Raw genomic sequence first — 22551 nt, forward strand, 5'->3', positions numbered from 1 at the left:
AAATATCACCTCATCTTATAAACCAAAGCCAATACCTCTGCTACTGCCTGATACATCTCCACAGGGATTTCCTTATCCAATTCCACCTCTTTATATATAAGTCTTGCAAGAGGAGGATTTTCAATTATAGGAATATCACAATCTTTAGCCACTTTTTTTATTCTGAGAGCCACTAAATCTTGTCCTTTAGCTGAAACTATAGGTGCGTTTTGATTCTCTTTGTATTTAAGTGCCACAGCTACATGGGTAGGGTTAGTTACCACTACTGTGGCTTTTGGTACTTCCTGCATCATTCTTCTCATGGCCATTTCTCTTTGTTTCTGCTTTATTTTACTTTTAATCTGAGGATCCCCCTCATCCTGTTTATACTCTTCTTTAACTTCCTGCTTGGACATTTTTAAATCTTTATTATATTGAAAAACTTGAAATATGTAATCTATAACAGCTATAATTATCATTATCATAGCTACTCTAAAAAATATGTTTACTGTAAGCTTTGAAATGGCACCTACTACACTTTCAAAATTCAAACTGCTTAGAGTCATTATGTATACATAATTATCCTTTACAAACTTTATGCCTATGATTGCAACTACGGTTATTATAAAAAGACTCTTTAAAAGTTCCATTACAGCTCTCATGGAGAACATTCTCTTAAATCCATTTAAGGGATTTAGTTTTGAAAAATCCGGCTTTAATGGATGGGAAGTTAAAAGTCCTCTGGTTTGGAAGAAATTTGCCAAAACTCCCATAACAAGTATAGGCACAGCCACAGGTAAAAATATTATTGTCAATCTCCAGAGAGTTATAAAAGTTATTTTTTGTACACTGGCATAATCTAAAGATATAAGTAGATAATTATTAAAAAATGCTATCATAGTAGCTTTCATTTGAGAACCTACATACCCTCCAAGTCCAAGTATAACCAAGGTAGAAGCAAGTAACGTCAGTGCCAGAGCTATTTCTTTACTCTTTGGAATCTGTCCTTTTTTTCTGGCATCACTTTTTTTCCTGGGAGTAGCCTCTTCTGTCTTGTCATCAGAAGCAAATATTATAAGCAGCGGCAGTGTATTGTAAAATCCTTTTATAGAATCTGGTATGGCTTGAAAAGAATTTGCCATAATCTTTAAAAATATAGGAAGTGCAAAACAGAAAGATCCCAGCCCTATTAATATTTTAACCGGAAGTCCAAGTATCATTATATTAAGTTGGGGGACAGTTCTTGCAATAAGAGACATAGTTAAATCCGATATTAAAATTATAAGAAGTATTGGTATTGCTATTTTTAAGGCTATGGAAAAATACATTATAAATGCTTTTATTATAATATTAATAGAACCTTGTACTATGAAAAAACTGCCTAGTTTTATAGTTGCAAAACTATCTATGAGAGATCTTATAAGCATATGGTGTCCATCTACAGCAAGAAAAACCACCATACAAAACCAATACATAAGTCTCTCTAAAAGAGTGGTATTACTACTTGAATTAGGATCAAACATACTCATCATAGAAAGTCCTATCTGCAAATCCATATAACTTCCTGCAATTCTGAAAGCTGTAAAACACAAACTTACCAGGAAACCTAATACCAGCCCTGCAGATGCCTCATTTATACAATTATATATAAAAGGTATGGTACTACTTATAGTATTTACGGTAGAATAATCTATTCCCGGTAGGAGTATATATGCCATAACTAAAGTCAACCCCACCTTTACCGTGGCAGGAGTACCACTTGGGAAAAATATAGGCACCATTGTAAAAAAACAAAATATTCTCAATGTCACAAGTATAAGGGCTGTAAAATACAAAGTATCTATCAAACTTATCCACTCCACAAATTCATTATAACTACTTATAATTCCAACCGAAAAATTTCACTCCAAACTCTTGAATCAAGCTGTTAATTCTATTTTTATTGAGTTATATGAGATATATATGTAAAAATTCTTTCAGTAAAACTTACCATCTGATGAAGCATCCAATTCCCAGTAAGAAGTCCTACTAATGCCACTGCTATCAGCTTAGGCACAAAGGTAAGAGTCTGCTCCTGTATCTGGGTAGTTGCTTGAAATATACTTATTATAAGGCCTACCAGTATGGAAATTATCAAAATAGGTGCAGAAATCAAAAGCCCTGTTTGTATTGCATCTTTTATAATACTCATTACCATATTTTCGCTCATATAATCCCCCTCATGAAAAACTTATAATCAAAGACTTTACCAGCAAATACCATCCATCCGTCATTACAAACAAAAGAAGTTTAAATGGAAGAGATATCATAACAGGTGGAAGCATAAACATTCCCATAGACATAAGCACACTTCCTACCACCAGATCTATTATCATAAAAGGTATGTAAAGTAAAAATCCAATTTGAAAAGCAGTTTTTAATTCACTTATTATGTACGCTGGAATTACCACATAAAGAGGTGCATTGCTTCCAGATTCTGTAACCTTATAATTTAATTTAGCTTCATCTATAAATAATTTTAGATCCTTTTTTCTTGTTTGTTTAAGCATAAACTCTCTAAGAGGCTTGGCTCCTTTTTCTATAGCCTGTTCCTGTGTTATACTATTTTGCAGGTAAGGTTGTATAGCCTCAGAATTTATTTTTCCATAAACAGGTAGCATAATAAATACTGTAAGAAAAAGAGCAAGTCCCACTAATACCTGATTGGGAGGAGATTGTTGAGTTCCCATGGCAGTTCTCAAAAATCCAAAAACCACTACAATTCTCACAAAACTTGTCATCATCATTATAATAGATGGAAGCAATGTAAGTATTGTAAGCATTATAAGCAATTTTATATTACCCACATACTGTTGAGGTGTGGATGCATTGTCTACGGAAATATCTATATTGGGTATGGGGAAATCTGTAGGTGCACCGTGAACTGTATGAACTGTGAAAATAATAAAACATATCGCTAAAACTGAAATAATTATACTATTTGTATGGAATCTACTTTTCATTTTTATCTTCCTTTTTACCCTTAAGTTTTTTAACTAAAATATTTTCATTAGTTTTCCTTAAAATATTTTTTAATTTTATTTTATTATATAAGTCTTTTAAATCTTTATATTCATATACATTTCTCATTTTCTCCATATCTGATATTTCTTTCTCATTTAATTCGTATATTATTTCAATTTTACTATTAGCAGAGGAAAGAACATACACTCTATTCCCAATTTTCACTACCAGTAAACTATTTTCTTTTGAAATCTGAGTTCTCTCAATTATTTTTATATATCTGCCATTTTGAATACTTTGAAGTTTACTTCCTCCATACTTCATCGATATATATATAAGACAGAGTATAAATCCTAAAGACATAATTATTTTAAAAATCATCCATAACAATTGAAAATCCATATAAATTTCTCCATATTAAACTAACTTATAAAAACCACCTATAAAGCCTACTGTGTCAATATATCGCTAAAATACACATTATTTATCTTCCCTTTTTCCAGTACTGGATTTATTCTTTGAATAATTTCTATCTTTATGCTATCCATATTTTTATCATTTATATCCTCTACCTTTTTAGTTCTCAAAACCTCTATAATGGCATCTCTTATAATTGGAGTTTTTTCAGTTAGTTCATCAGTCAGTTTTTTATCGTCATAGCCAAGATATACATTTATTTTTAAATAATTTTTTCCCCCTTCATCTGCTAAGTTTATAGTGAATTCTTCTAAATTAAAGGTTTTAGCTGAAACTACATGTTTCAGATAACTTGAATTTTGCCCATTCTCAGTTTGAGTTTGTGCCGCATATGAACTAGCATCATTTTCATTAGACTTTGTATTTTTATCACTTAAAAATTTACTATATCCAAAAAACGCCCCTACTCCAACTGCTGCTACAAGAAAAAACACTATTAAAATTACCTTTATACTTACGCCGCCCTTTTTTTTATCCTTATTCTCCACTGTGTTTTCTCCTTTCAAATTATTATGCAAAACTATAAATTAATTTTTTGTATTGACTAAATATATATTTTTCTCTTGTATTCTATAATTTTATCGATTATTTCATCATTGGATTCTTTAACTATATATTTGTTCCCATTTACAAGAGTAATTACACTTTGTGGAATCTCTATCAACTTTTCTATGTGATCTGAATTTATAACAAATTCTTTTTCATCCAGTCCCGTAAGTTTTATCATAAAATGCCTCCTTAAAATATATAAACATTTTCTAAGTCTTCATAAATTTTAACATCCCCTTAACTGGTATTCAACTTAAAATTTATAAAGGAAATTATGAAAATATGTAATCTATTATACATTCAGATATATGTATATTATAAGTAAAATAGCTTTTATACTCTGGAAATTCAATTTTAAAAATATATTGACATAAAGGATAAATAATCCTTTATCCTATAGTCAATATATTTTAAATTAAAACTACCTTCTACCTTTTCAGATTTATTAAGTCCTCCAATATAGTATCTCCATTAGTTATCATTTTACCATTTGCCTGAAAAGCTCTAGTAGCTACTATCATGTCTGTAAACTGCTGTGCCAGATCCACATTTGACATTTCAAGATATCCCTGAGCTATTTTACCATAACCTGCACTATTATCATTTTCAGCACCTCTTCCAGTTTTTACTATAGGTTGTCCTGAATTTGCAGATGTAGTATAAAGATTTCCCCCTTCTTTTACAAGTCCTCCTTCATTTTGAAAAGATACCATAGCCACCTGGCCTAATACAGCTGTAGTTGAATCCGTAAGTTGAGCTGTTATCATTCCATCTTTATCTACAGAAAATGACTTGACCTTTACTAATTGATCATCCTTAGTTATATAATTAGGGATTGATAATGGAACCAATTTATCCGTAACTGAAGTTACAGTACCATTGGCATCTACAAACTGTATGGCATTTTGAAATGTATCCTCCGTATCATTTTGCAAATAGGTTATAGTAGAAGTGTTATTTTCATCCGTTACCATATATCCCATAACCCTGTATCCATTCTGGGTTACCAAATTACCTTGGGTATCCAGATAAAAGGATCCATCCCTTGTGTAATGGGCCTCTATAGCATTTTCTACTTCATTGTCTCCCCCCCCCAGTATATTATTATCTTCATCAATTCCAATTCCCGTATCATCTGAAGTTTCTCCCAGCTTACCTGTTCCAATTACAAAATATCCTGTTCCATCTATTGCAAAATCTAAATTTCTATTTGTAGTACCCATACTTCCTGTGGTGTAATCTGTACTTATACCTGCTATTTGCACTCCAAGGCCACTTTGTCTCCCATTAACTCCACCTATGCTATTGCCAGGTCCACTTGGATCTGAAAGATTTTGACTTATCATATCTTGAAAATTCATACTTTGAGTTTTATATGCAGTGGTTGATGAATTAGCTATGTTATTTCCAATTACATTTAATTTTTGCTGATTAGCCCTAAGACCACTAATCCCTGAATACATTGATGGCAACATATCTATTTTCCTCCAATTTTAAATAATTTAATAAATTTGTTCTGTTTCACTCTTTCCACAGAACCCGGCCTCCCTAAGGTCCAGCCATTTAATCCTACACTATTACCATACTATCTATATTGGTAAATACACTATTATCACTTGAGTTTTTATCTAAAGCTGTAATCACAGTTCTATTTTTTATAGAAGTAATAAATACTGTATCCTTGTAAAGCAGTACAGATTCTTTGCATCCTTTATTCTCTGCCCTATTTATGGCAGAGTTTATATTTTCCATATCCTTTTCATTTAAGTTTATATTTCTGCTTTTAAGTCTCTCTGCTGCATGATTTGATATAGTAAATCCATTTGTCTTATTAATCTGGTTATTTAGGGTATCTTTAAAAGATACCTTCCCTGAAGTTCTATTTAAATAATCTGGTTTATTACTTACTTGAGGCAGATCTCCTGCAAAATGCAGTTTACCATTGATAACCCTATATGCCATTAGACCTCACCCTCACTTTTTATGAGCCTTCCACCTTTGAAATCTCATCAAAATAAAAATCTTTAGTTTCACTGTCAGAAATCTTTACTTTTACAGTTATACCATCTGCCCCTCTAGATACAGACTGAACAGTTCCACTGTAATAATTACCACTACTATCTTTTTGCACTGTTTCAACTTTTTTGCCTATAAGAGAAGTAGCACTTAAAAGCATCATATCAGCAGTGGTTGTATTGTATGCCTCAGAGTCATCCACTTGAATCAAATCATCTATGTTATAATTTTCAGTCTTATAAGAGGTATTGCCATCTTCATCTGTGGTTATGCCTGTTATCAATTTAAGGTTGATATCATCTCCATCTTTCACCACTCCAACTACCTTGCCTGTAACATTGTTTCCCTCAGAATCTGTATCACTTAAAGTGACATATTTATTTACAAGTGAATTTGCTGTGGTAACCTTGTTTGTATTGTTTAAATTCATCATCTGTTGAAGAGCAGAAAACTGTGCCAGCTGACTTATATACTCTGTTGAACTTTGAGAACTGCTGTCTGTGGGATCCTGATTTTGAAGTTCCGCACAGAGTATTTTTAGAAACATATTTAAGTCCATATCATATCCAGTACTCTTTTTCACTATTTTAGTTCCATTTTCCGTCGTATCTGAACTTTCATCAGATGAAATAGGATAATATTTTCCAGTATCCTTTGATGCAGTATTATCCTCCGACGATGTTTTTTCAGTATCCTGAGTACTTGTATTAGCTGCCAATGTCCTAAAAGCCTGATTATAACTCTGATTCAATATGTTATTCAGTGTTATTGACATAATCTACCTCCTCCCTCTGAGCTTTAACTTTTTATGCCAGTATATTTACATTATTATTGTAATAATAGTCATTTTGTATTATCTGTTCATCTTCCATCACATTATTTAAAGCTGTATTTTTATTTTGTTGGTTGCTATCTTGATGCTGGTCTTTTCCACTTTCATCTCTGAAAAAAGTGGCATCTTCATTATATATATTCAAAGACAGCCCTTGAATTTTTATATCATTGGTCTGAATCTTATTGGATAAATCCTGTAAATTAGCATTTAAAAGATTATAGGCTTCTTTATTAGAGGCCGTTAACACCGCTTTTAACTTTCCTTCCTGCATAGTAAGATTTATAGTAATTTCCCCTAACTCCTTAGGATTTATCTTAACAGTGAGTTCTTTAACATTATTTATGTCCATGTACTTCAAAGTTTTTATTATATCTGAATCAAAAGAATTTTTATTTATAACCATTTCCCCTAAATTCTGTACAGGATTGCTTGTATCCACATTCTTTAAATGAGTCATAAAATTCGTAACTTTAGAGATTTTGTCCTCTGAAGAATCCCCATCTATAATTTTCTGCAATATACTCTCTTCACTTTTAGCTGTACTATTTTCCATAGATGACTGTTCATTTTTACCTTGAGAATTACCAGGGTTGTCCTTTGATACTTTTTGTGAAGATACAGTGAAAATAGCATTATCTGAAGATATTTTACTGGAGTCATATTGATTTTGCAGCTTCAGTGCAGATAAATTATTAATATTTTCCTCATTATGAGGTACATTTAAATTCAATCCTTCTTTCAATGCAGCATTAATCTCATTTTTAACCTTATCATATATAGTTCCTTCCTGGGATAACTTAGCTGCAATACTATTATTCAATTTTTCCATAAGTTTGTCATTAAACTCCTGTGACGTACCAAACTGTTCTAAAAGATTAGAAAGCTCAGTTACATTTTCCTTAATAATTTGGGATATCACATCATTACCTATGGCATCTGTATTTTGTCCCTTATTATCTTGGGAAATATAATTTAAATTCTGTAAAATTTCACCTACTATTTTATTGCTTATCTTTTCTATAAATTCATTATTATCTGCCTGAAGATTTAAGTTATCCGTTGAATTGTTTCCACCTTTAAGAAGTATATTTATTAAATACATCAAAGCATTCTGACTTATATTTCCCTGTGATAAATTTTCCTCTAAATTTTCTATATCCTCTTCACTAAAACCTGCTTTCTTTAACTCATTTTTTACTTCTTCCTTTAATTCCACTTTTTTATCTGTTAGCTCTTTATTTTTATTAGCAGAAGTTTTATCTCCATTATTATCTTTTAAAGCTTCATTTTTCACTTCACTTACAGATGTATCTTTACTTTTTATAGTATTATTATTTGAGTTATCTGAAGAAGTTTTTAATAAATTACTAAAATCACTAGAAGTATTACTAAATATTTTTCTGCTATTATTAACCTTGGCACTGGAAACAGCATTATTTAATTGTATATTATTTAAATCTATCATATATTTTTCACCTCCTTTCAATAAAAAATTTTATTGTGCTTTAAAATTTCTAATAAATCCGTAAAGAGCAAATTCATCATTTAAATTTTGTTCCATTCTATTCTGTTCCCTTTTAAAATCATCTATGTACTTATCCCTTAATATTTCTACAGTTTTTCTGTCAATTTGCTTCTGCTTCAACTCTTCTCTTTTACTTTCCACAACTTTTTCTTTCTGGTTTAATTCTTCAGCAGTTTCACCTATATTATAACTTAAGTTATTTACATAAATATGTCTTATCTTTTGTTCTATAACAGAACTAGAGCCTGAAAAATTGCTGTATTTTTTATAATTTTCTTTCATTTCCATAAGTTTTTCCTTTGTTTTAAAACTTTCATTTTGTGCCTGCTGAAATTGAATTTTACATTTCTCCTCCTTATCCACTCTCATATCAAGAAGCTTTTGAAGTCTAAACTTATATGCTTTCAAATTATCTCCTCCTTATATAGGCATCAACTTCCCAAATTAAACATACTCGTCAATCTATTTATGCTATTATCAAATGAGGAGTATTCATCCATACTCTGTTTTAAATAATTTATTATACCATCATAATAATTTATTGCCATATCAATATTGGGATTATTTCCTCGAATATAGGCTCCTATATTTATCAAATCCTCGGAATTCTTATATATAGATAACATATCTCTTGCAAAAGAAGCACTTTTTTTATGGGATTCTTCAGTTATTTCTGACATAAGTCTGCTAATACTAGATAGTACATCTATAGCTGGATAGTGATTTTTATTAGCCAGAGAACGGGACAGTACTATATGTCCATCCAATATACCCCTGACAGCATCTGCAATAGGTTCATTTAAATCATCTCCATCTACAAGAACTGTATAAAAGGCAGTAATGGAACCTTTGTCAGACATGCCGGATCTTTCCATAAGCCTTGGCAGTTTTGCAAACACAGAAGGAGTATACCCTTTAGTTGCAGGTGGTTCTCCTACTGCAAGTCCAATTTCCCTTTGTGCCATGGCAAATCTTGTAACTGAATCCATCATGAGTATTACTTTTTTACCTTTATCCCTAAAATATTCTGCAATGGCAGTAGCAGTAAAGGCTCCCTTCAATCTAACTAAAGCTGGTTTATCAGAAGTAGCACACACTATAATAGATTTTTTTAGTCCTTCTTCTCCCAGATCCTTTTCTATAAAGTCTCTCACTTCTCTTCCTCTTTCTCCTATAAGTGCTATTACATTTACATCTGCCTCTGCATACCTAGCAATCATTCCAAGGGTTGTACTTTTTCCCACTCCACTTCCTGCAAATATACCGATTCTCTGCCCCTCTCCACAGGTCAAAAAACCATCTATAGCCCGTATTCCCGTGGAAATTACATTTTTAATTCTTTTTCTCTTTAACGGATCTGGAGGATCTGCATCCAGTTCATATAAAGCACCAGAGGAAATTTTATCTTCCCCTAAAGGATTTCCCAGGCCGTCTAAAACCTTCCCAAATAATTCTTCTGAACATTTTACACTTAAAGGTCTCCTTCCCGGTACAACTCTGCACCCTGGTGAAATTCCAACAAGCTCTCCAAGAGGCATTAATATTACATCTTTTTCTTTAAAACCAACTACCTCACAGGCTATACTTCCATTTTCCTCATTATATACATGACATACTTCTCCCACAAAAGCCCTTATTCCTTCCACTTCTATAGTTAATCCTATGACTTTTTTTACAATGCCTTCCTGATAGGTAAAACTAGCGATTTTCACCTTCCTACTTAATTCAGAAAAATTTAAATTTATCATGTAACCATCACCTTAAATAAAATGCATTTATTACTCCACACTTTCAATTATCTCTTTAATCTTCTTCATGGCTATATCTAAAGAAAAAATACTTTTCCCATTATTTTTTTCTATAACCACAGTACCTTCCTCCAAGGTTTCATCAGGTATTATAAAAATATCTCCTTTAAATGGGAGTCTTTCTCTCCATATATCCACCTGTTTTTTAAACTGGTCACAATATTTTTTTCTGCTTTTTATTATAAAAGTTTCAATATTTCTAACTTGTGAAAGTTCATTAAACACCATGGCATTTAAGCTTTCCTCATCTTTAATTTCCTCTTTTAAAATACTTTCTACTGAATCCAATATAAATCTTTTAATTTCTTCTTCCTTTTCCTTCAAGTATCTGTTCTTCTCCTCCACGGAAGCCTTTAAAATTGAGTCTGCTTTACTTATTATCTCTTCCCCTTCAACTTTGGCCTTTTCTACATTTTTAGTATATCCTTCATCATAAGCTTTTTTAAAGCCTTCATCATATCCTTTTTCATATCCCTCTTTATACCCTTTTTCATTTGCATTTTTATAAGCTTCCTCTTCAATCTTGCCAGCTTCCTCATAAGCTTTAGAAAGTATTTCTTCTCTTTTTTTCTGTGCATCTTCTATCATAGATTTCACTATTTTAGAGTAGCTATTTACCATTGAACTGTCTTTATTTTCTTCCTCAACAATATTCTTTTCAAATACTGTAACTATATTTTTAGCACCTTTTCCACTTATGCTGTCACTCTTTATAATCTTATACGATGATTGCATCCTCTCCTCCTCTTGCAAGAACTATTTCTCCTGCCTCATCCAATCTCCTTATAATATTTACAATTCTCTGTTGTGCCTTTTCTACATCCATAAGTCTGACAGGTCCTAAGAATTCTATATCTTCTTTTAATGCTGCTGCTGCCCTCTTGGATTGATTTCTAAATATAGTTTCCGATACCTCCTCCGAGCATCCTTTAAGAGCCAATGAAAGTTCCTTGGTATCCACTTCTCTGAGTACCCTTTGAATAGATACATCATCAAGGGTAATAATATCTTCAAATACAAACATGGATTCTTTGATCTTTTCTGCCAGTTCTGCATCTTGTTTTTCAAGACCCTCTGTAATATTTTTCTCTGTAGTTCTATCCACTTGATTTAATATATCTACAATTGTTTCTACACCACCAATTACCTTTATATCTGATTTAACCACCGAGGAGAGTTTATTATCAAGTACTTTTTCTATCTCTTTTACTACCATATGGGATGTATTACTCATTGTAGCTATTCTATATGCAACCTCAGCCTGCATATTTTCAGGAAGTGCAGACAATATTTGCCCTGATTTATCTGCCTGAAGATAACAAAGTATAAGTGCTATAGTTTGTGGATGTTCATCACCTATTATATTTAAAAGCTGTTGGGCATCTGCCTTTCTGGCTATAGCAAAAGGCCTGAATTGCTGAGTAGCCTCTATAACCTTATCCAATATTTCCATGGCTCTTTGGGTGCCAAGGGCTTTGGATAAAAGATTTTTAGCGTAATCTACTCCTCCTTCTAACAAGTAATCCTGTGCTCTATTCATCTCCATAAATTCCTGAAGTATTTCCTTTTTTTGCTCTGACTTTACTGAGTTGATATTAGCTATCTCATAAGTTATCTTTTGTATTTCAGCCTCTGGCAATCTTTTCAGTATTCCTGCAGCAGCTTCCGGTCCAAGAGTTATAAACAATATGGCTGCTTTTTGTACGCCAGTTAACTTTTGATTGTCCTTAGCCATTTTTATCACCTCTCATCTTCAGCTAACCATGATTTTATTATATCTGCCACTTGATCAGGCTTATCTTTTGCATATTTCTTTATTTCTCTTTCTATATGAATATCCTCTGTATCCTGCTCAAGTTCCAAAGGTTTAAACTTGATTTTTTCACTAGCTTTAGCTTCATCCCCTATAACTACATCTATACCTCCCGGCATAAGTTCATCATCAAATGACTCATCCTCTGCATGTCTTCTTCTCCATATTATAACACCAATTACGGTAGCAATTATTGCAGCTGCAATACCTCCTATAATAGCAAACAGCCTGTTTCTCTTTGCTGTCTTTTCTGCCTGTTCCATATCTTGCATATCCTTTTTAGCATTGTCTTGAGCCGTAGTATCAAAAGGTAGTCCTTCTACACTTATTGTATCTCCCCTGTTGCCATCATACCCTATGGCAGATACTGCTAAATTTCTTATAGCTGTTTTAGTTGCATCATCCACACTTCCATCTAAAGCTACTGACGCTGTAATTCTCTTTACACTTCCCGGTGCTTTTACGGTTTTTTGTTCTACCTTAGGCACATCATAATTTTTTGTAGTCTCGTTATAGGTTGAATTTCCCCCTGTAGTATTGTTTGTGATTGTATTATTCATATTATTATCTACAGGACTTCCCGTCTGATTGGTTGTATCTCCCTGATTGCTTTGATTTACCGAATGTTCGCTTACCACAACACTATTTTTATCATAAGTTGTAGAATTCTGCTGTACCGCATCAAAATCCAAATCTGCATTTACTTTCACTTGAACTTTATTTTTTCCATACACAGCTTCCAGCATACTTAACAGATTCTTTTCCAAATTTTTCTCATACTGTTCTTTAAGCTGCTGTTGTTTTTCTGCTGAAATGGTACTATCTCCAGTATTGTTTTCATCTTCAAACAAGTCTTTTGATAGTAAAGTCATATTATCATCTATAACTTGTACATTTTCTTTAGGTACATTCTTCACAGAACCAGACACCAGTGAAACCAATGCCTTTACCTGATCTTTACTTAATTCTTGTCCTTCTTTCAATTTCAAAGTTACAGATGCACTTCCTGGATTTGTGTCCTTCACAAATTCAGTATCATCAGGCAATACAAGATGTACCCTTGCATTTTCCACTTCTGGAAGGGATTTTATGGTTCTCTCCAATTCCCCTTGAAGAGCTCTTTGATAATTTATTTTAATTTCTGTATCCGTACTGCCTAATTTACTCTCATCTAGCAGTTCAAATCCTTCACTGCCATTGGTAACTTTTACTTCTGAGAGCACCTTCATCCTAGTTGAATCCACTTTATCCTCAGGAACTAAAATAGAGTTCCCCTCTACCTTAACATCTACTTTATCTTCCTGAAGCTGTTTATACACAGAAGATAAATCTTTAGAATCCATATTAGAAAATAAAACCGCATATTTTGTTTTTCCAAGTGATATCCCCGCAAACACAATAGCTGCTATAACCCCTACCGTTATCACTCCAAAAGCTATCTTTTTATTTTTACTTAGATTCTTGAATTTATCTATTAAATTTTTAAAAATTTGTGATAGCCTACCCATTAATTAGCACTCCTTCTAAATCTGCATTCTATTTAACTCCTGATATGCCTCCACAAATTTATTTCTAATCTGTACTGCAAGTTCTAACGACATTTTTGCTTCCTCTGTATCTAGCATAACATTATGTATATCTACTCTATCTCCCTGTATAAATTCCTCTGTACTGTTATTGGCCTCTATTTGCTTGTTGTTTACCTCATCTAATTCATTTTTTAGCACAGAAGTAAAATCAGATATGTAATTCTTATTTTTATCATTACTATTATTTTCATTTATTTTATCAAAATCAAATATGCTACTATCAGGTACATATTCATTTATTTTCATTTACATACCACCTACTTTCCTATCTCTAAAGCTTTTGAAAACATACTTTTCTCAGCAGAAATGGCACTTAAATTAGCTTCATATGATCTTACAGCTACCATCATATCTGCCATTTCATTCAATATATTCACATTGGGCATAGAAACATATCCATCTGCATCTGCATCTGGATTAGTGGGATCATACACTCTTTTGAATTCAGAATTGTCCTGAACTATACCCACAGCTTTTACTCCCTTTGATACATTTTCATATTTTCCATCTTCATTTAATTGCTTCTGCAAATTTTCTTGAAACACCGCTATCTTTCTCCTATAAGGATTTCCATCATCTCCTTTAGTAGTCTCTACATTGGCCATATTAGAAGCTATGGTATCCATTCTAAGTCTTTCTGCAGAAAGACCACTGGCACTTATCCTCAAGGTGTTAAAAGCCTGAATCATAATTTATCCTCCCTATTTTCCACTTATTACATAACGTTCCATGGATAATCTGCTGCTCATTTGATTTATAAGTGCACTGTACATAAGAGTATTAGCTGCTTGATTTACTATTTCAGTATCCATATCCACATTATTTCCATCTTCTCTCATACTATTACTACTATCCGTTTTTGTTTCTATTTGTCCATAATTATTTCCTATTCTGATATGTTTTTCATCATCTGTTTTAAGTTCTAAATCATATACACTATTTTTTAAAGATTCCTCAAAAGTGACATATTTTCTCTTATATCCTTCAGTATTTACATTTGCCAAATTATCAGATATAGCTTCACTTCTTTCTGATGCAGCATCCAATCCTTTTTTTAATAGAATATTTACTAATTGGTCATTTGACACATTTCCTATATACACTATAAACTTCTCCTTTCTATGGAAATATAAGGCATTATTCTCCCTATAAGTATTAAAATTTTAATCTTATTTTATTTTCCATTAAAACTTTATACCTAATATACTTTATTTTAACATAATTGTATACTACATTCTACCTTAAATATACAAAAAAAAAAAAATTTGTGATTATACAAAAGCATAAAACAAATTATTGAAAAATATCATGGTACATACTGTAATATTTTAAAACTAAATACACATAAAAGGGGAATTAAAACCCAAAAAATATTCTAAAAATAATAAAAAGTACCTATTCATAATATAAAATTGATTGAATGAAATATATTTCATTCAAAGAGGTGTCGTAAATGATTCTCCTCAAGTCCAATACTCAAAATCCATGAGAATGTGATTGGCGATTATACAAAAAATATCACTTAGTAGAATAATTTTTTAATAAAATCGGTATTTTCCTAAGACTATAACTCGATACAGTAATCTAGCATCTTTTTTCCTGCCTTTGTTTATTGTGCTTCTACATTTATTTTGTGCAAATAGTTTAGGAACTTGCTTTTTCAGACACGTCCTAGTTAATGGACTTATTTTTATTGATTCTGAGAAATAACACTCGATGACTATGTTACTAATTTTGTTTTAATTTCTGTCAATATTAATGGTAGAACCACAGTATGCAAGTTAACTTATACTTTATTTACATTAATCATAATAGAGGATGAAGGATATATAGGAAACAAATTTGCTTCAGAATTAGAATCTGACAAAAATATTAATTTTATTACAAATAAAGAGAAAGAAACATATAAATAGATTTTCAAAAGAATTCAGGCAATTACTATTTAAAAGCAAGATGAAGAATTGAAACAGCTTTTTCAATTCTCTGTTTATTTAAATATGCAAAGAGTACTGTCCGAATCTATTTTGGGATTAACATAATAATAAAGGAAATACTAAGAATTTGAATTGTTTTTTAAAATGAGCTGTCTGAAGATTATCTTGATAAAAAAGTTATAATTATAGCTAATAATATAAGATATCATAATTTTATCTGAAGTAACTGCACATAATATTTCAAAATTATTTGTCTAAAGAAAGAGAATACACATAATTATTTTCACGGCTAAAATTTTTATAGCAGTACTTATACCCGCTATCCTATGTTCTTTGCTGTATAACTAAATTGGGCTATAGTTTTTCCAGAGGTATCGTATTCATCGTAAACTTAATTTAGGTATCCAGAATTTACTACATAGTTACCGCAGTATTCCTGAACACTGCTTACTATAGGTGAGTATAGCAGGTCAATTGACTGTACAAGTTTGTAGGTTCCTGCTTTTTCATCTACACGATATTTGTAGAACATAAACTTGTCACCTTCTTTTATTGTTCCTGCTCCCTTGTAGTAACTCCAGTCAAAATCAAGGCGGGATTTTGCACCTTTGTAGTTGTTGTTAAACATAATCAGATAGTACTGACCATCTTTTAAGGATGGAGCTTTAATGTAAGTTACACTATGCTGTCCTGCATTTGATGTAAAGCTTGCTATTTTTTTCAGGTTTAGCTTTTCATATTTTGTGCTATTCCATACTGAATCGTCTGCTATGAAGTGTTCAAGAACAGGTTTTGTATACACATTGTTAACTCTTATTATAGTACTAAGCTCTCTGGAACTTAGGATCAAATCACCACCATTGACCACATTTATGGTATTGAAGTGGATCCAGTCCAGTCCATCGGTACTGCTTCTTACGCTTTCAGTGGTTTTTTCATCCGCTTTTTTCTCCACGTCTGCCATGTAGTCTTTAAAATCCATAGGCTGGGTTACCTTTCCAGATTTAAGGTCAAGTTTTATTATGTAATCTTCAACTGTTTTTGTATTATTCTTTGTAACAAGTATGTCAAGACAGTTGTTCTTCGAGTCGTAAGCGTAGTCATGATGTATTGCCCACTGGTCTCCAAGATCGTATATTTTTTCTACCTCACCCAGTCTGTTTACAGAAGCAAACTTGTTTATGTCAAAGCTGAATATCATGTTGTTTCCAACATAAACTATTCTGTAGGCGGCATTTTTCATTGGAATTTCACCTCTTATAATACCTTAGTTATCTATCATAAATATGTATGGATTCATATACCCGTCATGACACAACAAGGATGGTTTACATGATGCTTATTCGTATAAATCATGTATATCCCATAAAAAATAAAAATTATGTTCAAAATTATAGATACCCAACACAAAATAGTTTTTTTCATGTATATTATCACCTATGTATGTTTAAATTTTATTGGATTTTATTTCTGTTTCGGTATTTGGGGATTTATCATTTCCTCAAAGAAAGAATTCATGTTCTTGATATAGTTTGACAGTTACGTATCATTGATTCATCTTTAAAAAGAATATTCAACATATCTTCTTATATGCATTATCTTATTAGGATTATTTTTTAATGCTTGATTAACTTCTTCAAAATCTGATTTTTCTACATAATAATTTATTCTTTTATTTGTTTTTTTATCCTATTCACCATCCTATAGATAAAATCATTATACTTTTAATTCCACTACCTAGTGAATTCTATTTCAGAATTTATTTAGAATAAATTTTACATTGTCAAAATAAAAATCTCTATTTAAATTTATACCCATAGGCAAACTCCATTTCCTGATATTTATTTATTATATGACTTTATTGTTACAGCAGGGTATTATATTAATTAAAAAAATTTGAACAATATGAACAAAAAGTTTTTACTGTATTGGAGTGTACTGCATATCTATTTAGGTAATTGCGACGCTGGCTGAAGGGTTTTTCATTTTGTGTTCACCGGTCGGCAATACAATGGCTGTACTTAAATTTTTCGAAACTTTTTTCTACAGCGTAACAAATCGGATTAGCACCTTCTTCTTGGACAAAATTTAATAATTTCTTGATTTCTCTTAAATTTAGACTCTTAATTGTAGAATTCCATAAATTCATTTACCACTTTGTATGCCTCTAGATAAATCCTTCAATGTATTCTGAACATCTTCTGCAAATTTCATATCATACTCGTTTAAAAGAGAAAATATAATATTCTTCTTACCATAAAATCATTGATTTTACCTTGTAAACATCTTTTTTCTTGCCATAAATAAAAGCTTCCTATAATTTTTATTTTATCATAGAAAGCTTTATCTTTTTATTTAATTTATAGACCTTTTATAATAGTCTCACTTATTTTCTAAACAATTATTCCTTATATATTTATACTAAATTTCAACATTATTTAATATTTCTCAATACTTCTAAAACATCCTGCGGTAATTTATTTGCTTGTACAATCATAGCTGTAGATGATTGTATTATTATGCTTTCTTTGGAGTACTCCATCATTTCTTCCGCTATATCACAATCCCGTATACTACTGTCTGCAGAAGTCATGTTGTCAGTTAATGCCTGCATGTTATCATAAGTTGATTGAAATCTATTTTCCAGTGCACCATATTGACTTCTTAAAGAAAGTACGGTATTTAAACAACCATCTATAGCATCCAATGCATCACTATTATCCTCCCCCAATATATCTTTTCCCTGGGCAGTTTTAACTTTGTATAATTCTGAAATAACGCTATTACTGCCATTAGTTAAATCTATCTGAGGTATAGTAACGCTTTCCCCCGAATTTCCCCCTATAGGCATAGTTAAATTTTTCTTCTTCCCCAATAATTTTAACCCATTAAATTCAGTATTATTGGCCATGGAATTTATTCCGTCTAAAGTTTCATCTATTTCATTTTGTATTATCTGTCTGTCATTTTCATTAGTTACTCCCCCGGCCTGTACTGTAAGCTGTCTTACTCTCTGAATCATATTTGTTATCTCCTGCAGTCCACCTTCCGCACTTTGAAGCATACTTACACCATCTTGAACATTTTTAGTGGCAGATTGAAGACCTCCTATCTGCATTCTTATATTCTCGCTTTTTACCAATGCACCGGGATCATCTTTAGCAGTAATTACTTTATATCCACTGGATATTCTGAGTAAATTCTCACTTTGTCTATTTAAGGCTCTATTTTGAATAAAATTCATGGTCAAAGCCGGCATATTGTAATTTAATCTCACAAAGTTCCCTCCTTTCCTATACAATATATCGTACATATATAAAGAATCTATATCAATAAATTTTTTTATTATAGGATTCCATTTTCACATAAGTATTAAACAACTCCTGTGCCTGCCGTTCGGTAATATGCCCATTATCTAAATTACGGTACAATATATACAAATTGGCATTCATATCAGGATCTATTCCTTTTGTCTCCTTCATCTTTTCAAGTATCCTATCCTTTAAGGGAACACTTTCCTCACTTAATTCTTTTTTCAATAAATCCAGTAATTTTTCCACATCTTTTATTATAACTTTATTTGTGGTACTAACCTTTATACTTTTTAATCCCAAAATTATTTTATCTATACAATCTTTATTTATAAGTATCTTTTTTTTCTCCATAAAATAAACCTCACCCTTCCAAGCCTAATTTTAGCAATTAAATAGGGCTTATCTTCAATTAAAATCAATAATTACATATATTTATATTTTATCAATGTAGTTATACTTCTGTCAACGAAAGTTCAAGGTATTCAGTAATTCAAATAATCTTCTCTCAGACAGAATATAATTAAGGCTAAAACTCCAAAGTTTCGCCTTAATTATTCTCCTTAAATGATATTCTCCAAAATTATGCTAAAACTTCTTTCTTATGTTCTAAAAATTCAATTTTATGTGCATCTACAGTGGTAAAATATTTTTTTGTTTCATCGCTGACAGAACTCTTAACACATATCCTTCCATTTACTCCTATAAGTTTACCTTTCTTTAAATACAAACATAACTTTTCCCCATGATTGCTCCAATAAGAAACAGGAATAAAATCTGCTTCTCTTTCTCCTCTTTCATTTACAAAATCCTTATTCACTGCTAAAACAAAATTTATAACACTTCTATTACCTGACTTCATCTCAACTATTTGTGCATCCTTAGTAAGTCTGCCTATAAGATTAACATTATTCAATACCTTAACCTCCAAATTGATTTTTTATAATTATATCCTGTTTAAACCAATTTATTCAGTAGCTACTTTAATGAAGTGATTCTCCTACAGGCTTAAAATCTCTGTCCAATATCCATCTGGATCTTTTATAAAATAAAGTCCCATTTGTTTATTTTCATAACATATACACCCCATTTTGCTGTGGTAATCATATGCAGATTTTAAATCATCTGTTCTCACAGCCATATGAATTTCATTATCTCCAAGATTATAAGGCTCCACTCTATCTCTTAGCCATGTGAGTTCTATCTTGTACTTTCCTGTCCCATCCCCCATAAATACCAATATGAAACTGCCATCCTCTGCTTCTTTCCTTTTTATTTCTTTAAATCCAAGTGCTTCTTCATAAAATTTTATACTTCTTTCCAAATTTAATACATTTATGTTATTATGATCAAATATAAATCTCATAATTATCACTCTCCTATATACTCTTATTACCATTATATCACAATATCATATTTATTATTATGATATAATGATAACAGTTCAAATCACAGGAAGGTGAAAATTCATGAAAAATTATAATATTAAAATTTATTATTTATATCACAGTGGTTTTGCAGTAGAAACTTTAAACCATTTTTTAATATTCGACTATTATAAGGATTCTTTTAACCCTTTGGACCAAACCTTGGAAAAAGCATTTATATCAGAAGATATTCTAAAAGATAAAAAAAACATACTAGTATTCTGCTCTCACGGTCATCCCGATCATTTTAATCCCAAAATATTGAAATGGAAGGAATTAAATTCCTCTATAAGATATATATTTAGTAGTGACATACATATTGAGAATTTTAAAGGAAATTACTATAAGCTTTCTCCCTATGAAGAGTTAAATTTAAATGACATATATATAAAAGCCTATGGTTCTACAGATATAGGAGTATCCTTTTTCACTGAAATAGAAGGAATCAATCTATTTCATGCAGGAGACTTAAATTTATGGTATTGGAAAGATGACTCAAAGGAAGAACAAGTCGCTGCCAAAGAAAATTTTGAAAGAGAAATATGCAAACTAAAGCATGAAAATATAGACTTTGCATTTTTCCCAGTAGATCCAAGACTTCAAGAATACTATTCTTTAGGAGGAGAATATTTTATGAATCAACTAAAACCTAAATTTTTTATACCAATGCACTTTTGGAATAAATATGGAATAACAAAAGATTTTGCAGCTCTTACCAAAAACCTTCCATCCCAATCTTTAGTGATAACCCACAGAGGTCAGCTATTTCAATTCTAGCATTTTAAAGATTTGAATTAAGAGTAAGGAATAATATTATTTTCTTTACTCTTAATTTAAAAATAGCTGTTCTGTTACATAGTTCCCGTGGAACCAAATCCTCTTTCCCCTCTTTCTGTATCTTTTAATTCCACTACTTCTTTTATTGAAACTTGTTCTACTGATTTTATGACCATTTGGGCAATTTTCATACCCTTTTTTATTAAAAAATCTTCCTGTCCAAAATTTATCATAATAACTTTTATTTCTCCCCTATATCCTTCATCTATAGTTCCTGGTGAATTTAATAGGGTGATACCATGATTTAATGCAAGTCCACTTCTTGGCCTCACCTGTCCCTCCGTATTTGGAGGCAACTGGATTTTTATACCTGTAGATACTAATTTTCTTTCCATGGGTTTTATTAAAACCTCTTCCACAGAAAACAAATCTAGTCCTGCATCTCCTTTATGGGCATAAAAGGGTAAAATGGCTTCCTCGTTAATCCTCTTTACTAATAACTCCATAGATAAATCTCCTCTCAAAACTTAACAAATATTACTGATTTATTTCCCATCCAATTGCCAAAACCCCGGAACTTAAACTTATCTTGCTTACTATCTTTTCTATGCTCATGTCATTCTTCCCCATACTCATGATTTTAGATGTAATAAATACAATTCCTGGGGTTTCCGTACTATCACTTTCCAAATTTCTAAGAACAATTTTTTCTTCCGCCAACATATGCATTAAAAAAGTTCTTATATGAAACTCTTCGCTTTCATCACATTTTATACTTATAGTATATAAATACTCTCCTTCATCTTCTTGTGATCTTACCTTATATATCCTTCTGGAAATGGGTGCTGACAGGCTATTGATAATTGCTACAGCCAGTGCCCCTATGAAAGCATAAGTAAAATTTCCTACACTTGTCAGCACTCCAATTGCAGCTGTACACCACAGTGTAGCTGCAGTATTTAATCCCTTTATATTAAACCCGTCTCTCATTATCACACCGCCGCCTAAAAATCCTACGCCAGTAACCACCTGAGCCGCAATACGTGTCTTATCTCCCGTATCTATTAAAAAAGATGAAAATACAAATAGACAAGAGCCTACGCACACCAATGCATTTGTATGGATTCCAGCCATTCTGTGCCTATATTGTCTCTCGATTCCAATAATTCCTCCTAAAATAAGAGCTGTAATTACTCTAAACAAAAAATCCATTAAAGTCATTTTCATACACCTCCTTTAGTTTTAATATTCAGATTATATATTATTCTAAATCCAAACAAATATTGATTAATTATTTTTAATTATTATACTTATTAACAGAAATTATTTGAATTATAGTATATCACATATTATATATTTAAAGTAACCCTTCTTCTCTTCTTAATTTTCGCCGCCAATTTTAAAATTAAAAGCGAAGTGGTTTCCCATAAAATTCCACAGGAAACCACTTCATATTAAAGAAATGAAAATAATTTTACATTAAATTCAAACAAATTAGTTATACTATA

At 31.4% G+C, this 22551-nt stretch carries 26 protein-coding genes; 1 reads left to right on the forward strand and 25 read right to left on the reverse strand.

What is annotated here, in order from left to right; translation table 11 throughout:
- Positions 1 to 5 precede the first annotated feature (5 nt).
- From V7Q02_RS07750 to V7Q02_RS07860, 23 genes are all read right to left on the reverse strand, one after another.
- Positions 6 to 1826 carry a fused FliR family export protein/FlhB family type III secretion system protein gene (locus tag V7Q02_RS07750; RefSeq protein WP_333860434.1) on the reverse strand — a complete coding sequence of 607 codons (1821 nt, stop codon included), beginning with the start codon at positions 1824 to 1826 and terminating at the stop codon, positions 6 to 8.
- Between the two features lie 92 nt (positions 1827 to 1918).
- Positions 1919 to 2188 carry a flagellar biosynthesis protein FliQ gene (gene fliQ, locus V7Q02_RS07755; protein WP_333860435.1) on the reverse strand — a complete coding sequence of 90 codons (270 nt, stop codon included), beginning with the start codon at positions 2186 to 2188 and terminating at the stop codon, positions 1919 to 1921.
- Between the two features lie 10 nt (positions 2189 to 2198).
- On the reverse strand, positions 2199 to 2981 hold the full coding sequence (gene fliP / locus V7Q02_RS07760; RefSeq protein ID WP_333860436.1) for a flagellar type III secretion system pore protein FliP: 783 nt from the start codon (positions 2979 to 2981) through the stop codon (positions 2199 to 2201).
- The gene (gene fliO / locus V7Q02_RS07765) at positions 2971 to 3384 is read right to left on the reverse strand and encodes a flagellar biosynthetic protein FliO (protein WP_333860437.1); all 414 of its coding nucleotides are present in this window, start codon (positions 3382 to 3384) and stop codon (positions 2971 to 2973) included. Before fliO ends, fliP begins: the two co-directional genes overlap by 11 nt.
- A 47-nt stretch (positions 3385 to 3431) precedes the next feature.
- On the reverse strand, positions 3432 to 3947 hold the full coding sequence (locus tag V7Q02_RS07770; RefSeq protein ID WP_333860438.1) for a flagellar basal body-associated FliL family protein: 516 nt from the start codon (positions 3945 to 3947) through the stop codon (positions 3432 to 3434).
- Between the two features lie 56 nt (positions 3948 to 4003).
- Positions 4004 to 4186, reverse strand: coding sequence for a flagellar FlbD family protein (locus tag V7Q02_RS07775; RefSeq protein ID WP_333860439.1), 183 nt, complete (start codon positions 4184 to 4186; stop codon positions 4004 to 4006).
- 250 nt (positions 4187 to 4436) lie between these two features.
- On the reverse strand, positions 4437 to 5483 hold the full coding sequence (locus tag V7Q02_RS07780; RefSeq protein WP_333860440.1) for a flagellar hook-basal body complex protein: 1047 nt from the start codon (positions 5481 to 5483) through the stop codon (positions 4437 to 4439).
- 94 nt (positions 5484 to 5577) lie between these two features.
- Positions 5578 to 5970 carry a TIGR02530 family flagellar biosynthesis protein gene (locus V7Q02_RS07785; RefSeq protein ID WP_333860441.1) on the reverse strand — a complete coding sequence of 131 codons (393 nt, stop codon included), beginning with the start codon at positions 5968 to 5970 and terminating at the stop codon, positions 5578 to 5580.
- Positions 5971 to 5989: 19 nt separating this feature from the next.
- Positions 5990 to 6799 carry a flagellar hook assembly protein FlgD gene (locus tag V7Q02_RS07790; protein ID WP_333860442.1) on the reverse strand — a complete coding sequence of 270 codons (810 nt, stop codon included), beginning with the start codon at positions 6797 to 6799 and terminating at the stop codon, positions 5990 to 5992.
- A gap of 31 nt (positions 6800 to 6830) precedes the next feature.
- Entirely contained in the window at positions 6831 to 8324 is a 1494-nt protein-coding gene (gene fliK, locus V7Q02_RS07795) for a flagellar hook-length control protein FliK (protein WP_333860443.1), read from the reverse strand.
- A 30-nt stretch (positions 8325 to 8354) separates the two neighbouring features.
- Positions 8355 to 8792 carry a flagellar export protein FliJ gene (gene fliJ / locus V7Q02_RS07800; protein ID WP_333860444.1) on the reverse strand — a complete coding sequence of 146 codons (438 nt, stop codon included), beginning with the start codon at positions 8790 to 8792 and terminating at the stop codon, positions 8355 to 8357.
- Positions 8793 to 8815: 23 nt separating this feature from the next.
- Entirely contained in the window at positions 8816 to 10132 is a 1317-nt protein-coding gene (fliI, locus tag V7Q02_RS07805) for a flagellar protein export ATPase FliI (RefSeq protein ID WP_333860445.1), read from the reverse strand.
- Positions 10133 to 10162: 30 nt separating this feature from the next.
- On the reverse strand, positions 10163 to 10927 hold the full coding sequence (locus V7Q02_RS07810) for a FliH/SctL family protein (protein WP_333860446.1): 765 nt from the start codon (positions 10925 to 10927) through the stop codon (positions 10163 to 10165).
- On the reverse strand, positions 10911 to 11927 hold the full coding sequence (gene fliG / locus V7Q02_RS07815) for a flagellar motor switch protein FliG (protein WP_333860447.1): 1017 nt from the start codon (positions 11925 to 11927) through the stop codon (positions 10911 to 10913). The genes V7Q02_RS07810 and fliG overlap by 17 nt, the downstream gene beginning before the upstream one ends.
- 5 nt (positions 11928 to 11932) lie before the next feature.
- The gene (gene fliF / locus V7Q02_RS07820; protein ID WP_333860448.1) at positions 11933 to 13513 is read right to left on the reverse strand and encodes a flagellar basal-body MS-ring/collar protein FliF; all 1581 of its coding nucleotides are present in this window, start codon (positions 13511 to 13513) and stop codon (positions 11933 to 11935) included.
- Positions 13514 to 13528: 15 nt separating this feature from the next.
- Positions 13529 to 13840, reverse strand: a complete 312-nt coding sequence (fliE, locus tag V7Q02_RS07825) for a flagellar hook-basal body complex protein FliE (protein ID WP_333860449.1) — start codon at positions 13838 to 13840, stop codon at positions 13529 to 13531.
- A gap of 11 nt (positions 13841 to 13851) precedes the next feature.
- Positions 13852 to 14283: a flagellar basal body rod protein FlgC gene (gene flgC, locus V7Q02_RS07830; protein WP_333860450.1), complete on the reverse strand. Its 432-nt coding sequence runs from the start codon at positions 14281 to 14283 to the stop codon at positions 13852 to 13854.
- A gap of 12 nt (positions 14284 to 14295) precedes the next feature.
- Entirely contained in the window at positions 14296 to 14697 is a 402-nt protein-coding gene (flgB, locus tag V7Q02_RS07835) for a flagellar basal body rod protein FlgB (protein ID WP_333860451.1), read from the reverse strand.
- Between the two features lie 1222 nt (positions 14698 to 15919).
- Positions 15920 to 16792 (reverse strand): aryl-sulfate sulfotransferase, encoded by an 873-nt coding sequence (locus tag V7Q02_RS07840; RefSeq protein WP_333860463.1) that lies wholly within the window; start codon positions 16790 to 16792, stop codon positions 15920 to 15922.
- A gap of 1170 nt (positions 16793 to 17962) precedes the next feature.
- Entirely contained in the window at positions 17963 to 18805 is an 843-nt protein-coding gene (locus V7Q02_RS07845; RefSeq protein WP_333860452.1) for a flagellin N-terminal helical domain-containing protein, read from the reverse strand.
- 52 nt (positions 18806 to 18857) lie between these two features.
- Positions 18858 to 19193 (reverse strand): hypothetical protein, encoded by a 336-nt coding sequence (locus V7Q02_RS07850; RefSeq protein ID WP_333860453.1) that lies wholly within the window; start codon positions 19191 to 19193, stop codon positions 18858 to 18860.
- Positions 19194 to 19422: 229 nt separating this feature from the next.
- Positions 19423 to 19755, reverse strand: a complete 333-nt coding sequence (locus tag V7Q02_RS07855; RefSeq protein WP_333860454.1) for a single-stranded DNA-binding protein — start codon at positions 19753 to 19755, stop codon at positions 19423 to 19425.
- 84 nt (positions 19756 to 19839) lie between these two features.
- Complete coding sequence (locus tag V7Q02_RS07860; RefSeq protein WP_333860455.1) at positions 19840 to 20205, reverse strand: VOC family protein; 366 nt, start codon at positions 20203 to 20205, stop codon at positions 19840 to 19842.
- A gap of 103 nt (positions 20206 to 20308) precedes the next feature.
- Between V7Q02_RS07860 and V7Q02_RS07865 the strand changes: the two genes are divergently transcribed.
- Complete coding sequence (locus V7Q02_RS07865) at positions 20309 to 21043, forward strand: MBL fold metallo-hydrolase (RefSeq protein ID WP_333860456.1); 735 nt, start codon at positions 20309 to 20311, stop codon at positions 21041 to 21043.
- A gap of 74 nt (positions 21044 to 21117) precedes the next feature.
- Here the strand turns inward: V7Q02_RS07865 and dut are convergent, their stop codons facing one another.
- Together dut and V7Q02_RS07875 are read right to left on the reverse strand one after the other, a co-directional pair.
- Positions 21118 to 21549, reverse strand: coding sequence for a dUTP diphosphatase (gene dut, locus V7Q02_RS07870; protein WP_333860457.1), 432 nt, complete (start codon positions 21547 to 21549; stop codon positions 21118 to 21120).
- Positions 21550 to 21580: 31 nt separating this feature from the next.
- Positions 21581 to 22264, reverse strand: coding sequence for an MgtC/SapB family protein (locus V7Q02_RS07875; protein ID WP_333860458.1), 684 nt, complete (start codon positions 22262 to 22264; stop codon positions 21581 to 21583).
- Positions 22265 to 22551 lie beyond the last annotated feature (287 nt).

Source organism: Clostridium sp. (genome assembly GCF_036781005.1).
Lineage (GTDB): Bacteria > Bacillota > Clostridia > Clostridiales > Clostridiaceae > Clostridium_B.

What these genes read in the sequence shown, in the direction of transcription:
- fliQ (WP_333860435.1), bottom strand. Translation starts at nt 2,188, where the DNA reads ATGAGCGAAAATATGGTAATGAGTATTATAAAAGATGCAATACAAACA.
- fliP (WP_333860436.1), bottom strand. Translation starts at nt 2,981, where the DNA reads ATGAAAAGTAGATTCCATACAAATAGTATAATTATTTCAGTTTTAGCG.
- fliO (WP_333860437.1), bottom strand. Translation starts at nt 3,384, where the DNA reads ATGGATTTTCAATTGTTATGGATGATTTTTAAAATAATTATGTCTTTA.
- V7Q02_RS07775 (WP_333860439.1), bottom strand. Translation starts at nt 4,186, where the DNA reads ATGATAAAACTTACGGGACTGGATGAAAAAGAATTTGTTATAAATTCA.
- V7Q02_RS07780 (WP_333860440.1), bottom strand. Translation starts at nt 5,483, where the DNA reads ATGTTGCCATCAATGTATTCAGGGATTAGTGGTCTTAGGGCTAATCAG.
- V7Q02_RS07785 (WP_333860441.1), bottom strand. Translation starts at nt 5,970, where the DNA reads ATGGCATATAGGGTTATCAATGGTAAACTGCATTTTGCAGGAGATCTG.
- V7Q02_RS07790 (WP_333860442.1), bottom strand. Translation starts at nt 6,799, where the DNA reads ATGTCAATAACACTGAATAACATATTGAATCAGAGTTATAATCAGGCT.
- fliK (WP_333860443.1), bottom strand. Translation starts at nt 8,324, where the DNA reads ATGATAGATTTAAATAATATACAATTAAATAATGCTGTTTCCAGTGCC.
- fliI (WP_333860445.1), bottom strand. Translation starts at nt 10,132, where the DNA reads ATGATAAATTTAAATTTTTCTGAATTAAGTAGGAAGGTGAAAATCGCT.
- V7Q02_RS07810 (WP_333860446.1), bottom strand. Translation starts at nt 10,927, where the DNA reads ATGCAATCATCGTATAAGATTATAAAGAGTGACAGCATAAGTGGAAAA.
- fliG (WP_333860447.1), bottom strand. Translation starts at nt 11,927, where the DNA reads ATGGCTAAGGACAATCAAAAGTTAACTGGCGTACAAAAAGCAGCCATA.
- fliF (WP_333860448.1), bottom strand. Translation starts at nt 13,513, where the DNA reads ATGGGTAGGCTATCACAAATTTTTAAAAATTTAATAGATAAATTCAAG.
- fliE (WP_333860449.1), bottom strand. Translation starts at nt 13,840, where the DNA reads ATGAAAATAAATGAATATGTACCTGATAGTAGCATATTTGATTTTGAT.
- flgC (WP_333860450.1), bottom strand. Translation starts at nt 14,283, where the DNA reads ATGATTCAGGCTTTTAACACCTTGAGGATAAGTGCCAGTGGTCTTTCT.
- V7Q02_RS07850 (WP_333860453.1), bottom strand. Translation starts at nt 19,193, where the DNA reads ATGGAGAAAAAAAAGATACTTATAAATAAAGATTGTATAGATAAAATA.
- V7Q02_RS07860 (WP_333860455.1), bottom strand. Translation starts at nt 20,205, where the DNA reads ATGAGATTTATATTTGATCATAATAACATAAATGTATTAAATTTGGAA.
- V7Q02_RS07865 (WP_333860456.1), top strand. Translation starts at nt 20,309, where the DNA reads ATGAAAAATTATAATATTAAAATTTATTATTTATATCACAGTGGTTTT.
- dut (WP_333860457.1), bottom strand. Translation starts at nt 21,549, where the DNA reads ATGGAGTTATTAGTAAAGAGGATTAACGAGGAAGCCATTTTACCCTTT.
- V7Q02_RS07875 (WP_333860458.1), bottom strand. Translation starts at nt 22,264, where the DNA reads ATGACTTTAATGGATTTTTTGTTTAGAGTAATTACAGCTCTTATTTTA.